Annotated in this window: 12 protein-coding genes; 2 read left to right on the forward strand and 10 right to left on the reverse strand. The window is 58.5% G+C overall.

Features of this window, described 5'->3' with window-relative positions:
- Window positions 1-5: 5 nt before the first annotated feature.
- The 5 genes from VFA76_13750 to lpdA all read right to left on the reverse strand — a co-directional run bounded on the left by VFA76_13750 (window position 6) and on the right by lpdA (window position 5,208).
- The gene (locus VFA76_13750; GenBank protein HZR32904.1) at window positions 6-503 is read right to left on the reverse strand and encodes a cytochrome c; all 498 of its coding nucleotides are present in this window, start codon (window positions 501-503) and stop codon (window positions 6-8) included.
- Window positions 504-583: 80 nt separating this feature from the next.
- On the reverse strand, window positions 584-1,558 hold the full coding sequence (locus VFA76_13755) for an alpha-ketoacid dehydrogenase subunit beta (protein HZR32905.1): 975 nt from the start codon (window positions 1,556-1,558) through the stop codon (window positions 584-586).
- An 84-nt stretch (window positions 1,559-1,642) separates the two neighbouring features.
- A complete protein-coding gene (locus tag VFA76_13760) occupies window positions 1,643-2,974 on the reverse strand; it encodes a thiamine pyrophosphate-dependent dehydrogenase E1 component subunit alpha (GenBank protein ID HZR32906.1) in 1,332 nt (443 codons plus the stop codon).
- Between the two features lie 39 nt (window positions 2,975-3,013).
- Window positions 3,014-3,769: a lipoyl(octanoyl) transferase LipB gene (gene lipB / locus VFA76_13765; protein HZR32907.1), complete on the reverse strand. Its 756-nt coding sequence runs from the start codon at window positions 3,767-3,769 to the stop codon at window positions 3,014-3,016.
- 20 nt (window positions 3,770-3,789) lie between these two features.
- Entirely contained in the window at window positions 3,790-5,208 is a 1,419-nt protein-coding gene (gene lpdA / locus VFA76_13770) for a dihydrolipoyl dehydrogenase (protein HZR32908.1), read from the reverse strand.
- A gap of 199 nt (window positions 5,209-5,407) precedes the next feature.
- Between lpdA and VFA76_13775 the strand changes: the two genes are divergently transcribed.
- The gene (locus VFA76_13775; GenBank protein HZR32909.1) at window positions 5,408-5,842 is read left to right on the forward strand and encodes a VOC family protein; all 435 of its coding nucleotides are present in this window, start codon (window positions 5,408-5,410) and stop codon (window positions 5,840-5,842) included.
- A gap of 76 nt (window positions 5,843-5,918) precedes the next feature.
- On the opposite strand, the gene hemB is transcribed toward VFA76_13775, so the two are convergent.
- Window positions 5,919-7,025, reverse strand: a complete 1,107-nt coding sequence (gene hemB / locus VFA76_13780) for a porphobilinogen synthase (protein ID HZR32910.1) — start codon at window positions 7,023-7,025, stop codon at window positions 5,919-5,921.
- 80 nt (window positions 7,026-7,105) lie between these two features.
- Between hemB and VFA76_13785 the strand changes: the two genes are divergently transcribed.
- The gene (locus VFA76_13785; protein ID HZR32911.1) at window positions 7,106-9,562 is read left to right on the forward strand and encodes a Smr/MutS family protein; all 2,457 of its coding nucleotides are present in this window, start codon (window positions 7,106-7,108) and stop codon (window positions 9,560-9,562) included.
- 11 nt (window positions 9,563-9,573) lie between these two features.
- Here VFA76_13785 and VFA76_13790 read toward each other — a convergent pair whose 3' ends face one another.
- The 4 genes from VFA76_13790 to fusA form a co-directional block, all read right to left on the reverse strand.
- On the reverse strand, window positions 9,574-11,259 hold the full coding sequence (locus VFA76_13790) for a methyl-accepting chemotaxis protein (protein HZR32912.1): 1,686 nt from the start codon (window positions 11,257-11,259) through the stop codon (window positions 9,574-9,576).
- 63 nt (window positions 11,260-11,322) lie between these two features.
- On the reverse strand, window positions 11,323-11,835 hold the full coding sequence (locus VFA76_13795; protein ID HZR32913.1) for a hypothetical protein: 513 nt from the start codon (window positions 11,833-11,835) through the stop codon (window positions 11,323-11,325).
- Window positions 11,836-11,845: 10 nt separating this feature from the next.
- Window positions 11,846-12,817 (reverse strand): hypothetical protein, encoded by a 972-nt coding sequence (locus VFA76_13800; protein ID HZR32914.1) that lies wholly within the window; start codon window positions 12,815-12,817, stop codon window positions 11,846-11,848.
- A 545-nt stretch (window positions 12,818-13,362) separates the two neighbouring features.
- The gene (fusA, locus tag VFA76_13805) at window positions 13,363-15,468 is read right to left on the reverse strand and encodes an elongation factor G (protein HZR32915.1); all 2,106 of its coding nucleotides are present in this window, start codon (window positions 15,466-15,468) and stop codon (window positions 13,363-13,365) included.
- Window positions 15,469-15,471: the final 3 nt, after the last annotated feature.

Raw genomic sequence — 15,471 nt, forward strand, 5'->3', positions numbered from 1 at the left:
GCAGTTCACCTGATCAGCTTCTGTACTGCGGGCGGAAGCTTTTCCACGCGGCTGATAAACATGGTCACTCGCCAGAGATCGTCATCTTTGACAGTTTCGCCCCATGCGGGCATGCCACTCCAGCGGACGCCGTGCTTGACGGTAAAGAAAATGCGCCATTCCGGATCATCAAGCGGATGGATGATCAACTGCGGAGCCGGCGGATAAAACGAACGACCGAAGGCGGAGGGCTTTTTGTCCATGCCGCCGTGGCAGCCAGCGCAGTTCATAATGTAAAAACGCATGCCCTCAATCAGATGGGCGTCGGTGGCTGGCACGGGGCTGTTGATGCGCGGCGCCTGGTGCTGCATGGAAGCGTCCAGCGCGGTAGTGGCCAGGTAGTTCTCAATCGCTCCAGGAGTGCGGTCGGCCCGCAAGTCCATACCTCCGGTGCGGGTGTAAACCAGGCCGCCGCCCCCGATCAACAGCACCGTAATCAGAACTCCTAACAAAAAGCTGCGCATGCATACCTCCGCGGGTCACTCCCAGTGTGCCACTTCCAAAGAGATCGTGGAAAATGTGATTGGTCAGGGAACAGCTTACGTCAGTAGGCGTGCAGGCGGCGAGCCTCGCGTACCACGTCTGCTACCTGCGGCAGAAAGTGCTCTTCGAGCGGCGGGGAAAAAGGCACCGGCGTATCGCGTGAGGTGATGCGGACAATTGGGCCGTCAAGGTCGTCGAATGCCTCTTCGTTGATGATGGCAGCGATCTCGCCGGCGATGCCGCCCGTGCGGGTGTCCTCGTGCAGGATGATCACCTTGTTGGTGCGGCGGACGGTATTGGCGATGGCTTGGCGGTCGAGCGGCAGCAGCGTGCGCAGGTCCACCACTTCCAGTTCGATTCCTTCTTTGGCCAGGATTCCCGCTGCCTCCAGCGCGACGTGCAACATGGCGGCGTAGGTAATCACGCTGACGTGGCGGCCTTCGCGCGCCACGCGGGCTTTGCCGATGGGAACGGTGTAGTCCTCGGCGGGTAGATCTTCTTTGATCCGGCGATAGAGAAACTTGTGCTCGAAGAAAATCACGGGGTTGTTATCGCGTATGGCGGATTTAATAAGCCCCTTGGCGTCATAAGCCGTAGCCGGGCAGATCACTTTTAGACCGGGCGTGTGCACAAAATACATCTCCGGATTCTGGGAGTGGAAGGGGCCTCCGTGAACTCCGCCCCCACTCGGCCCACGCAGCACGAGCGGCGCTGGCGCTCCCCAGCGATAGTGAGACTTGGCCGCCATGTTGGTGATCTGGTTGAAGGCGCAGCCGATAAAATCCATGAATTGAAACTCGGCTACCGGACGCAACCCGGTGAGCGCCGCGCCGAAAGCTGCGCCCACGATGGCAGATTCGGCAATCGGGGTGTCAATCACGCGCTCGGGGCCGAAGCGGTCAATGAAGCCGTCTGTGACTTTGAAGGCGCCGCCGTAAATGCCAATGTCCTCGCCCAGGCAGAAGACCGCTGAGTCGCGTTCCATCTCCTCCCAGATACCCTGGCGAATGGCTTCGAGATAGGTGGTTTGGGACATCCTGTTACTCGCTAAATCGTCCTATGTGGGCGAGCTCTGCTCGCCTGCACAGGCGTGGGCGCCTGTGCCCACGTGGTTCGGTGGCTATTTTAAATGCACTGCGGCGTCTTGTGGCTTCTGGCGGACTCTGCCTTTCGGCATCGCAGTTTTCAGTACGCCGTACTTCGGTTTGATTTCATGGCAACCATCGCAGTAGGCATCGAGCGGCGTAGTCGCAGGATCGGGCATGGGCGAGTTCACTGCGAAGTCGCGGTCGGCCTCAAGCTGCCGGTCAACGTCGGCGATCAGCGCCTGGTTTTGAGCGGGCGTCAGCCATTTCTTTTGCAGCAGGAAATTTTCGAAACGAGTGATTGGGTCGCGCTTCCGCCAATACTCCAACAGTGCCTTGGGAACATACTCAGCGGCGTCGTGAATGGCGTGTCCTTTCATGCGCATCATTTTTGCTTCGATCAAGGTGGGCCCTTGGCCGCGCCGCGCCCGCTCGCAGGCTTCGTTAGTAGCGTCGTAAACCTGGCAAGGATCGGTGCCGTCAACGATTACGCCGGGAATCCCGTAGGCTATCGAGCGCTCCGCAAGATCTTTCACCGAGAACTGCATGTCCGCGGGAGTGGAGTATCCCCAAAGATTGTTTTCAACGATCAGCACCAGGCCGAGCTTCTGCACGGCGGCGAAGTTGATGCCTTCGTAAGTCACCCCGGTGGATTGGCCGCCATCACCGATGTAGGTGAGGGCGGCAATGTTGCGGCCCTGAAGTCGCGCTCCCAGCGCCACGCCCGCCAGCACCGGAATCAGGTCCCCCAGGGTAGAAATGGGTGAGACTACCTGTCGCTGGTAAATATCGCCGAAGTGTGAAGACGCATCTTTGCCGTGAGTCGGCGACCCCGCCTTGGCCATGTACTGCATCATGATGTCGCGCGCCGAGAAGCCGCGCACCAGCAGCGAGCCCTGGTTGCGGATCATGGGCGCGAGCCAGTCTTCCGAACGAAGCGCATAGGCCGAGGCGCAGGAGCAGGCCTCCTGGCCGAGACCGAAGTAAACCCCGCCCACCACTTTGCCCTGCTTGTAAAGATTTTCCAGGGCCTGTTCCATCTTGCGGTTCAGCAGCATCCAGCGGTAGATCTCGACGCATTGTTCGGGGCTGAGGTATTTGGACTGGCGAATGGGAGGCACGGGGGCACTCAGGTTCCCACGCACTTCATAATGAACTTCCTCGCCGGGAATCTGGCGGATTTCGATGTCGAGGTGCTCGAGGCGGTAGTCGGGAATGGTGTAGGTACGCTGGGCAGAGCGGCTTCCGTTACGTGACAGCCTATTTACGTTGCTGGATGGTATCGGCGCTACTTTTCCGGAACTGTCGGCCCGGGGGCTTTTCCGGGCGGCCCGCTGTTTTGGGGAGTGGGAATTCTTCTTCGCCATGGTAAGGCGGCTGCTAAAAAGCCAAGTATACCGTGCTCACTAGGCCAGAAAGATTTCTTCCTCGTGCAACTCCCTTAGCTCCGCCGGAGGGCGTAGGGGTACGCCGACAGTTCGGCCAAGCAGGGCGTCGAGTGTATCCAGCCAGCGTATTTCAGCCGCGAAGACCTTGCCGAAGTGTTGGGCCACCGATTGCGCAATCTTATCGAGGGCAAGTTGACGCTGCAATTCTTTGTTCAACGAGGTCACTGGTCTGGAGGTAATTCCGCAGGGCACAATCAGGTTGAAATATTCCAGATCAGTGTTCACATTCAGCGCGAAACCGTGGGAGGTGACGCCGCGGGAGATGTGAACGCCGATGGCGGCAATCTTGGCGGGGACTTCACCGCTCGTCCATACGCCAGTCAATCCGGCGATTCTTTGGGCGGCGACTCCGAAATCGGCACAGGCGCGAATAATGACTTCTTCTAACCGCCGCACAAACTCCACTGCGCCGAGCTTTGGCTGGAAGCCGCGCAGATCAAAAATGGGATAGCCGACCAGCTGACCCGGGCCGTGGAAGGTGACGTCGCCGCCGCGATCGCAGTCGAAGAGCTCGACGCCCTTTTCCGCCAGCAACTCCTGAGAGGCCAAGAGATTGTTGCGGCTGGCGTTGCGGCCGAGGGTGATTACGGGAGAGTGCTCCAGCAGCAGCAGCGTATCTCCGATTCCCTCTTGTTTGCGCAGATCAACCAGCGACTGCTGAAGGCGCAGCCCGGTGGCGTAATCGAGCGTGCCGAGTTGGACGACAGAGATCATGGTGTCCAGCAAATCAGCAGCTACACATTGATGGCAATGCCTTCCACGCTGTTGGCGGCGTCGAGCATAGCCTCAGACAGCGTCGGGTGAGCGTGGATGGTCCACATCAGGTCCTGTGCAGTGGCCTCGAGGTCCATGGCGGCTACCGCTTCGGCGATCAGCTCAGTGGCCAGGGGGCCGATGATGTGCACGCCCAGAATCTCTTCGTACTTTGCGCCGGAGACAACTTTGATGAAGCCTTCGTGCGCTCCCAGAATGCTGGCTTTGGAGTTGGCAGTGAAGGGGAACTTTCCGATTTTCAGCTCCATGCCGCGCTCCCGCGCCTGGGCTTCGGTAAGACCGACGCTGCCAATCTGCGGCTCGCAATAGGTGCAGCCGGGGACACGGGACGGGTGAACCGGCCGGGCATTGCGTCCGGCAATTTTGGCCACAGCAGTAATTCCTTCCATGGCGCCAGCATGTGCCAGTTGTGGCAGACCGGCGACAATGTCGCCGACAGCATAGATGCCAGGCTCAGCGGTCTGCATCCATTCATTCACCTTTACGAAGCCGCGGTCGAGCTGGATTTTTGTCTTCTCAATTCCCACATTCTCGGTGCGCGGCTTACGGCCGATAGCAATCAGGATTTTTTCCGCCTCCACTTTCTGCTGCTTACCTTCTGCGGTGAAGGTCACCGCCACGCCGTTCTTTGTCTTTTCCACTTTTTCCACTTTGGCGCCAGGCTGGCAGTTGATGCCCTTTTTGCGGAAGGCGCGCAGCAACTCCTTGGAGATCTCCTCATCCTCTACCGGAACCAGGCGCGGCAGCATCTCGAGCAGGGTGACTTCGGTATCAAAAGACCGATATAAGGAGGCAAACTCCACGCCCACGGCGCCGGCGCCGACGATGACCAGGGATTTGGGAATGGAATTTAGAGACAGAATCTCGATGTTGGTCAGCACGCGCGCATCCGGCTGCAGCCCGGGAAGCATGCGGGCTTCTGAGCCCGTGGCAAGAATCACGTTCTTCGCCCTGATGGCTGTCTTTTCACCGGCATCGTTTGAAACCTCTACCGTGATCCAACCGTCTTTTGCGGGCCCGGTGAGACGGCCATAGCCGGCCACGACCTCGACCTTGTTTTTGCGCATAAGGAATTCGAGGCCTTTGGTGTGTTTGGTGACAATCTTGTTTTTGCGTTGCTGGATGGTGTCCCAATTGATCTTGGGAGCGGTGATGCCTTCAATGCCGAACTCTTTGGCGACTTTAATATGATCGTAAATCTCGGCGCTGTAGAGCAGCGCCTTAGTGGGAATGCAGCCAACGTGCAGGCAGGTGCCGCCCAGCTTGGCATCTTTTTCGATAAGGCAGGTCTTCAGCCCCCATTGTCCGGCTCGAATTGCGGCGGTATAGCCAGCCGGACCGCTGCCGATGATCGCGAGATCGCAAGTCTTATCAGGCAAAGTGTTGCTCCCCACCGCTATGAATTTCGGCCGATGGCCAAACTCATGATTCTACGATACGAGTATTAGATTCGGCGAATAGGGAGCCGGGTTCAGTGCCGGGCCTCCACCCGGTTCACACGGAAGTGCCAGGAAGGCTCGAAAGGCAAAAGTATAATGTCCGCTAACATGCACAAAATCAGCGCGCACGAGGCTTCGCATGGGTAACAGGCCGCAGAGCAACGAGGATCAGCAGACCAGTATTGCCCCAATGCTCTCGGTCCGAAACGGCGCGAAGGCGATCGAGTTTTACAAGGCGGCGTTCGGAGCTAGCGAATTGTTCCGAATTGACGCCGAGGGTGGGGCCGTGGTCGCTCGGCTCTCCGTTGGAGGGTCAGAATTCTGGGTGGCAGACGAGTCGCCGGAGCACTTGAATTTCAGCCCCGAGTATCTGGGAGGCGGTTCGGTACGGCTGGTGATGGTGGTCAAGGACCCGGACGCGGCTTTCAGTCGCGCCGTAAAAGCAGGAGCGACCGTGGTTCGAGCGGTTGAGGATCAGCCATATGGTTGGCGCGTCGGACGAATTATGGATCCCTTCGGACACCATTGGGAAATCGGTAAGCCGTTGGAGGCTAATGCACCGGCCCAGGAGTAGCAGCGAATGCAGCGGAAGCGAGCAGAAGAGGAGCCAGGCACCAGGCGGGAGATGCGCCCGGTTGAGTGTTCCCAGATCAGGCCAAAAGTCTCGCGGCGTCCTTGGCGAAGTAGGTCAGGATCACGTCTGCCCCGGCACGGCGGATGGCGAGCAGTGATTCCATCATGACGCGCTGGCGGTCGATCCAGCCATTGCGGGCGGCGGCCTCGATCATGGCGTACTCACCGGAAACCTGGTATGCGGCCAAAGGCGCGTCGAAGCGTTGGCGAGCGGCAGCAATGACGTCGAGGTAAGGCAGGGCGGGTTTTACCATGATCATGTCCGCGCCTTCCTCAAGATCAAGTTCGATTTCCCGCATAGCTTCGCGCAGGTTGGCCGGATCCATCTGATATGAGCGGCGGTCGCCGAACTGGGGCGCCGAATCGGCAGCCTCACGGAAGGGGCCGTAGAAGGCGGAAGCGAATTTGGCAGCGTAAGAAAGAATGGGCGTGTTGAGCAGGCTGGCTTCGTCCAACGCCTTGCGGATGGCGGCGACCCGGCCGTCCATCATGTCGGAGGGGGCAATGATGTCCACGCCCGCGCGCACCAAAGAAACCGAGGTGCGGGCCAAAATCTCCAGCGTGGCGTCGTTTACGATTTCATACTCAGTTGCGGCTTCCCGGGCAGAGGCGGCCGCATCGCCAGGCTGCGAGGGCTTCGTTTTAGGGACAGCGGATTTAGCTGCGGCCGCTCCCAGCGGCTTTGCCGCGGCCGCTCCCAGCGAGTTCGGAGCGCCAAGCTTGCGCACCACTCCACAGTGGCCATGCGACATGTACTCGCACAGGCAAACGTCGGCAATCACCACCATGTCAGGAATCTCACTCTTCAGTGCGCGTGCGGCCTGCTGCACGATGCCATCGTCGGCCCACGCTCCGGTCGCGACTTCGTCTTTCTTTTCCGGCAGCCCGAATAGGATTACCGCCGGAACACCCAAAGACTTCGCCTGCCGAGCCTCCTTCACCGCCTGGTCAACCGAGAGATTGTGTACTCCCGGCATGGAGCGTACTTCGCGGCGGATGCCCTCGCCGGGACAGACAAACATGGGATAGACCAGCGACTCGGGGGTGAGGCGCGTCTCGCGGACCATGGAGCGCAGTGGCTCACTCTGGCGCAGGCGGCGCAACCGGGTAACCGGGAAACTCATAGGCAAATCTTAGCACCTCACGGCCCAGCTTCCGCCGCACTCGCGATATACCATATATCCAGACAATGTTGGCCCAGTCCATGCCGGTCCAGCCCCAACCTCTGCTCCACAATAGCGGGCGGGTGCTGGAATTTGAGTCAGTGCGCGATTTGCTGCGGGGGTACGCGCCGTCTCTGTTGGGTCAAACCCGGATCGCGGGCCTGGCGCCGACCAGTGACCGCTCCTGGATCGAGCGCCAACAGCGGCTCACGGAAGAGGTCCGCGAATTCCGGCGAGCCGGAGGAAATTTCGATTTCTCCGGGCTGATTGATCCCATGCGCCTGGTAGACAAGGCGCGGATCGAAGGCGCCGCACTCGAGCCCGGCGAGATCCGGGAAGTTCTAGTGGTGGTGGACCGGGCGGCGGAGTGGCGGGAAGTGGCATTGCATCCGCCAGCCGCACTGAAGTCCGACTGGATCTCTATCGCGGAGCTCTCCGCCGGAATTGCGGATTTCACTATTTTCCTGCGCGGCTTCCGCAACAAGATCCTACCGGACGGCACGCTTGACGACCGCGCGTCGCCCGAGCTGGCCGCTGTCCGCCGGGAGATCGAAAAGCAGAAGCGCCTCATTCAGGAATCGTTGCGCGGTTATGTGCGCCGGCTCGCGGAGGACGGGGCCGTGCAGGAGGAGCTGGTCACTATTCGTGGCGAGCGCTTTGTGATTCCGGTGAAGGTGGAGCAAAAGCGGCGGGTCAATGGGGTGGTGCACGGGGTCAGCTCAAGCGGCCAGACGGTCTTTGTGGAGCCGCTGGAGACCATCGAACAGAATAATGAGCTAGTGCGCCTTCTGGAGGACGAGCAGGCGGAAATCCATCGCATCCTGCTGGAGATGACTCGACTCATCCGGGAACAGGCGGATGCAATCGTCTCGGCCGCCGACGCATTGAGCGAACTGGAGTTGCAGTTCGCCAAGGCGCGGTTTGCAGAAGATTACAACTGCGTTGCGGCGGTGATTCCGGACGGGACCCCAGGTGCGCGCGAAGCGGGGCTAGTGCTGCGCAATGCTCGCCATCCTCTGCTGGAGCGCAACCTCAAAGCCAAAGGTGGCAGGGTGGTTCCCACCAGCATTGAAATGGAAGGGCCACAGCGGCAAATCATCATTACTGGTCCCAACACCGGTGGAAAGACGGTTGCACTAAAAACCGTGGGCCTGCTGGCGCTGATGGCGCAATCGGGAATGCCGGTGCCCGCGGAACGAGCTGAGCTGCCGATCTTTGACGCCGTGCTGGCTGACATCGGTGACTATCAATCCATTGAGCAGAACCTCTCGACTTTTTCCGCCCACGTCACCAACATTGATTTTATTTCGCGTACTGCGACCCCACAGTCGCTGGTGCTGCTGGACGAACTGGGTTCGGCAACCGATCCCGAAGAAGGGGCAGCCCTGGCGGTGGCGATTGCAGATCACTTCCGGCAGCTGGGCGCGCTCTCCATTATTTCCACGCACCATACCTCGTTGAAGGTTTATGGAGCGAATACGACCGGAGTATTGAACGCGGCAGTCGGGTTCAACGAGAAGACACTGCAGCCGACCTACGAATTGCATGTCGGGGTGCCGGGGGCTTCGGCGGGAATCAACATTGCGAGCCGGCTGGGCTTGAACTCGGCCATTGTGGAGGCGGCGCGCGCCCGGCTGGGGGAGCAGACGCGAGACATCTCAACATTTCTGGATCGGCTGCATGCTGAGCTGCGCGAAGCCGAGTCTGAGCGCGGCAAACTGCAGTCCGGCGAGCAGGAGCTGGCCCGCGAGAAGGCACGCCTGGCTGCGGAGGGGATGCGCGAGCAGCGGGCCAAGGTGCGCGAACTGGAAAAGAAGCTGGATAGCGTGTTACGGGATTTCGAGTATCGTGCCCGGGAAACGGTGAATGCGGTACAGGAGCGCGCGGCCGCCCTCAAGTTGTCAAAAGACGCCGAGCGACGCATCGCAAAATTGCGACGGGAGTTCAAGGAGCAGTTCGATTCCGCCGTGGTGGCGCACACCAGCGGGGCGGATGTCGGCGATCCGCACGCCCGGCCGCAGGAGGTGCGGCAGGTGGCGGAGGGCGACACGGTAAAGCTGAAGTCACTGGGTCGCTCGGCTGTGATCAAGCGCAAGCTCGATGGCGAAGGCTTCGAGGTGGAGGTCGGCGCCATGAAGATGCGCGTGGGACGAGACGATATTGCAGAAGTTCTGGCGCGCGCATCAGACAATCCGGTGCAGGCTGCGAGGGCGCGCGGGGTCACGGTATCGCTTGCCAAAGACGATCCAAGCGCGTCCAGCGAAATCAATGTGATCGGGCACAATGTGGACGACGCGACGCGAGCGGTGGAGAAGTTTGTTGACCGGGCGTTCCTGGCTGGGATGCCGCGGGTCCGCGTGGTGCATGGCAGCGGCATGGGAGTTTTGCGCAAGGCACTCCGGCAATTCCTGAAGCAGCATCCGCACGTAGAAGCCGTTTCTGAGCCGCCGCAGAATGAGGGTGGAGGTGGAGCGACGGTGGTGGAGTTGAAGACCTAACCGAGCGCGGCTCAGTCCGCGGTTGCCGCCATTGCTTTTCCTTTGGCTTTGTTAGAGGCGCTCGCCAGCAGAGCTTTCCCTTGCAGCGTGGAAGAGCTTTTTCCTGATCCGTCATGGGTCCTTAGTTTGAAACTGCCCACAAGTTTCTGCAGATCAATGGCCAGCCCGGAGAGATCCTGGCAAGCTTTGGCGGCATCTTCCGCGCGTCCCGCGGAATCGTGAACTATTTTCTCAATACTCTCAAGGTTCCTATTCACCTCCTCGGTCGCACTCGACTGCTCCGTAGAAGCGGACGCTATCTGAGTAATCATGGAGCCGACCTCCTCCGCCATCTGAATGATTTCTTTGAGGGAATCGCCCGCTTTGGCAGTCGTCAGAACTCCTTCCTCGGCTTGTCTGGTTCCAGCTTCCATGGCACGAACCGACTTCTGGGTTTCGTCCTGCACCTGCTTGATCATTTGTGCAATTTCCTTGGTGGCGGTCGTGGTCCTTTCGGCCAGTTTGCGTACCTCGTCGGCCACCACGGCAAAGCCGCGGCCTTGCTCTCCAGCACGAGCGGCTTCAATAGCGGCATTGAGCGCCAGCAGATTGGTCTGGTCGGCGATATCGTCAATTACATTGATAATGCGGCCAATGTGGTCAGAACTTTTTCCCAGTGCGGTGATTTTCTGTCCAGTGCTGCTGACGGATTCCGCAATGGCGCGCATTTTGACGAGAGTCTGGTTGACAATGTCGCCTCCAGCGCGGGCGGTTTCGGAGGCATTTCGCGCGGCTCCCGCTGCCCTAGCTGAGTGTTCGGACACTTGCAGGACGGTGGAGGACATTTCCTGCATCGCCTTGCCGACCAGCAAAGCCTGCTCCTTCTGAGCGGCTGCGCCTTGTGCTTGTTGGCTGGCGCCGGAAGATATCTGATCGGTCGCGCTCGCAACATGTTCAGCGGTGCCGGCGATTTGGGCGACGATATCGTGCACTTTCTGGATGAACATGTTCAGCCATTTTCCTAATTCGCCGATTTCATCCTTGCGGTCTTCATCCACTCGCCATGTCAGATCGTTGGCGCCCTTGGCCATTTCCTCGAATAAGGCGGAGAGCGACGCCAAGGGTCGAGTGATGCTGGCCGTGGTGCGCAAGGCGATGACCAGTAGCAGCAGAAGGGAAAGGCCACCCATTACGAACATAAGGTGGATGGCGCGTGAGGCCTTAATATTGGCACTGCGCTCGGCGTCCTTGGCCTCAGTTTCGAGCTGGTCGCTGGTGACTTCAATTTTTTGCTGAAGGTCTTTATATAGCTGCAGGAAATTGCCGAGCTGTGATGCGGCGGCGCTGGGGTTGTGAACGATGGTGTCCACCAATTCCTGGCTACTGGTGATGTATTGCTCGGTGAGGCGGTGTTCGTCGGCAAGATTGGCCTGCATGGTGGAGCTCACTGCCAGCATTCTCGCCTTAGCCATTCGTTCTTTGAGCAACTTGGCATGCTGGAGGAGTTCTTCCACCTTATTCTGCTGGTCCTCTCCTTTGTGCATGAAGACGGCAGAAACGTCTGCCCGCGCCATATCGAGATAAACGCCGGCTTCGACGTGGTTTCGAATAGCTGAACTGGTGGCCGACACCTCAGCGATTGTTTTTGTGACGGTAGAAATGCCCCAGTATCCAGCCGCGCTCACGGCCGCCACAAATATCAGGCCGCTAGCCGTCATGCTCAACAGTTTTCGTCTAATGGTCCAGCCCACCATATGGCTTCCCACCCTTTAGTTGGTTGCTTACAGTTTTAGCTTGTAGCCTGAGTCGCTGGGGGACAGCCCGTCCACTTTGACCGTTTTGATGGCGCCATCGGAAGCGTCACCATGTAGATCGCTAGCGCGAACGAAGCCGACACCGCCGGGTGAGGAAGCGACAAAAGACCGCACGTCACGCGAGCTGCTGACTTCTTTGGGAGGAGAAACAATCTTGCCGGTGAAAGCGGCTTGCACAAAGTATTTGTTGAAATCGGCCTCTTTCATGCCGCAAACGATTTTCAGGAAGGCAACTCGGTCGGCCTGGCCGCTGGCCGGCATTACTGGCGCTACGGATTTTCCGGTGTCCCAGCGGCTGCGTTCGGCCAGGAACAGTTTGCGGATTTCTGAGGTGGTGAGATTGTCCACCGGGTTGGAGTTGTTCAAGATCACTACGATGCTTTCGTCGCCAGCGCCAAGAGCAGGAGGGGCCCCGACTATCGCCCAAGCGATGACTCCAACCAGGGGCAGCATTCTATAGAAGAGCCGGTGATTGTTCATTTCGATCTCCTCAGAACGTAAATGCAAATTGCGTCGCCAAGCCGTTACTGCTGGGGCCGCCGCGAACCTCCACCCGGTCATACTGGAGCTTTACGGCCGCATAGTCGCTGAAGTCGTAGCGAATTCCGGCGGAAGGACCATTTTTACGGCCTACCTCAGTTGCGTCCTCCGCATCGCTGTAAATCGGGTCACGTGCGTTGGCGTTCATGTATGAATAACGAAAGTACGGGCGATAACTGCCAAAGCGCCGCGAGAATTGGGTATACCAGCCGGGGTTATAAAAAACTGGTCCGTCATGCTCGTCGGTGTGGCGTACCAGAAGGGCCTCATTGAGGAACTCATACTCGGAGGTTTGATAGACCACATGTGCCGCCATAATGGACTCTTTATGATTTATGGCGTCCGGAAAGGTCAGGCGGTCCTGATAGTAGGAGAACCCGGTTTGCAGACCGGAAACCCAACTGGGGCGTGAGAAGATGGCGAGATTGAAAGACTTGCCATTATTTGAGTCCACAATATTCTGGGCCGGCTCAGAGCCGAGCAAATGCGACCGACCGTTACCGATCTCAGCCACATAATGCAAGCCAAGTCTTCCCGAAGGAATCGTTCCGTGGGTGGTGACCCCTACCTCTTGCAGAGGCAAAAAACCGCCATGATCGTCAAACTCATACATGAAAGGGCGGCCGATGGCGGTCTGGAACCATTGTCCCTGGTGAAATGCGGTGTTGTAGTAACCGATTGAGGAGTGGTAGCGCCCAACTGCGAAGTTGAAGTGCTCATCGTGCTCATACTGGAACAACAATCTTTCCAAATCGGTATTCACCGCATTGTCTTGAGTGGAGATAAAAAGCACTTCTCCAAGCAGAGAAATCTTATCGGTGAGGCGCGATGTGGCAAACAGGTCGAAAGAGCCAATATGGAAGGCGTTGGTTGAGCCCTTATGATCAGTGGCGGCATAGCCTACGTCGCCAAAAATGTGCATCTGCAGTCTGCTTCCTTGGGCCGCGGGCCTCGGTGTCTCTGGCGATTGCGCCTCCACAATTGCAGGAGCTGGGACCGCCACTGGCGCCGAAGGATTAGACGCTTGCTTATCCTCCAACTGCTTGAGCCTGGCTTCCAGTTCGCGAATACGATCCAATAATTGTTTACTGGTTTCATCCTGACTCGACGTCGAATTCGCCGCCTGCTGTGCAAAGGATGGAAAACCCCACAGGAGACACAGGAGCAGACACACGACCGTTAATTTGCGGGCGCCGATTGAACATAGGTTTCGCATTATCGTATTCACCTGCGGTGCACACCTCGGTCTTCAAGGTGGCTTAGATTGAACACACGGTTATCTTCGGCAGCAGCCCGGCTTGGCTTTATAGGTAACTGCTAGGTAGCAAGCTTGGAGAGTGGAGTAGGGAGATCAAAATGAACACTTAGGTACGGGGAAGGTTGGGGTTGAAACAATGGTCCAGCGCTGCAACCGATGTGCGCGCCACTGATTGCGAACCGTGGTCGGGGACTGGACAGAGTACAGGCTTACTCTTCCACTACTACCGCTTCGCCGCGCTCTGCCTTCACCTGAGCGATGATCTTCTCCTGCAACTGCTGCGGGACAAGATCATAGTGGGCCATTTCCATGTGGAAAGTGCCGCGGCCTTGTGTCATGGAAGTGAGATCAACCCCGTAGGTGAGCATCTCCGCCATGGGCACTTCGGCTTTGATCAAAGTTTTGCCGCCCTTGTTGTCCATGCCCTGGATGCGGCCACGGCGGCCGTTCAGGTCGCCCATGATACTGCCGGCAAATTCATCAGGCACCGTGATCTCAACCGCCATGATGGGCTCGAGCAGCGTGGGTTTGGCTTGTTCCATGGCGGCGCGAAACGCCAGCCGGCCGGCGAGTTGGAAGGAGAGGTCGTTTGAGTCCACGTCGTGATATTTGCCGTCATATAGGATCACCCTGAAGTCCACCACCGGATAACGGGCCAGGTAGCCGCGTTCGGCGGTATCGCGGATTCCCTTCTCCACCGCAGGGATAAAGTTTTTGGGAATGGCGCCGCCGAAAATATCGTTGACAAACTCGAACCCCGCGCCCCGCGGCAATGGCTCCATTTTGATGCGGCAGACGCCGAACTGGCCGTGGCCTCCGGTTTGTTTCTTGTGGCGTCCTTCTACGTCAGCCTTTCCCCGGATGGTCTCGCGATAAGGCACCTTGGGGGCCTTGAGGTTGACTTCCGTGTGATAACGCTTCTTGAGCTTCGACACCACGACCTCGATGTGCTGCTGACCGGTTCCGGCAATCAGGAATTCTTTGGTCTGCTCATCACGGAAGAAGCGCAACATGGCGTCTTCCTCCATCAGTTTGTGAATGCCGTTGCTGAGCTTGTCTTCGTCGGCTCGGGTCTTGGGTTCAATGGCAAATGTAATGGCGGGCTCGAGCAGGCTAACTTTGGGAAATTGTATGGGGCTCGATTTTTCGCTCAGGGTGTCGCCGGTGAGGGTGTCTCTTAGTTTTGCCACCGCGCCGATGTCGCCGGCATGAAGTTCGGTGACCGGAATGGCGTTCTTGCCCTGCATCACGGAGAGGTGCGAGAGCTTCTCGCTGGTGTTGCGGGTGAAGTTCTGCAACGTGGCATCGTTCTTCAAAACTCCGGAATAGACCTTGAGATAGGAGATTCGTCCGGCAAATGGATCAGAGACGGTTTTGAAGACATATAAGGAGACGGGCTCGGAGTCGGCAATCTTCCGGGTCGGCGGTTCGCCGTTATTGGGGGTAGCGATGGCCTTTACCGGAGCGCGATCGGTAGCTGCCGGCGCGTACTCCACTATGAAGTCCATGGCGAGATCGGCGCCGATGTTGCCCAGTCCAGAGGTAAACAGGACCGGGAAAATGCGATCCTCGCGGATGGCGTCGTGCAATGCTGGGACGAGGTCTTCTACAGGAATAGTGCCTTTCTCAAAAAATTCTTCCATGAGCGCGTCGTTGCCTTCGGCAATCATTTCGACCAATTTTTCGTGCGCGCTTTGCACCGCGTCGGCCATGTTGGAGGGGATTTCAATCTCTTTCCCTTTTCCGCTACCGCCCAGTTCATAGCTGTAAGCCTTCATCTTCACCAGGTCCACGAGGCCGCTGAGGTTCTTCTCACTGCCGATGGGAAACTGCACCGGCATTACGGCGCGCCCGAAGGCCGCGCTCAGCGATTGCAACACACGGCTGGCGTCGGCACGCTCGCGATCCATGCGGCTGGCAATGATGATGCGCGGCAGATTGACCTCTTCGGCGAAGCCCCACACGCGGTCGGTGACCACTTCAACGCCGGAGACGCCGTCCACCACGACGGCCACCGACTCGACCGCCGGCATGGCCAGCTTGGCCTCGTGCACGAATATGCTGAATCCGGGAAGATCAATGAGGTTGATTTTGCTCTTGCCCCATTCGGCAACGGCCAGAGTTCCGGAGATGGACATCTTGCGGGCAATTTCTTCTTCGTCGTAGTCGGTGACGGAGGTGCCGTCATCTACGCGGCCCAGGCGCGGAGTTGCGCCGGCTGTGGCCAGCATGGCGGAGACCAACGATGTTTTGCCGGCGTGGCCATGACCGACCACCGCTACATTACGGATATTTGCGCCTTCATAGGTTTTCACGAG

This window comes from Terriglobales bacterium, from assembly GCA_035651655.1.
GTDB lineage: Bacteria > Acidobacteriota > Terriglobia > Terriglobales > Acidobacteriaceae > DASRFG01.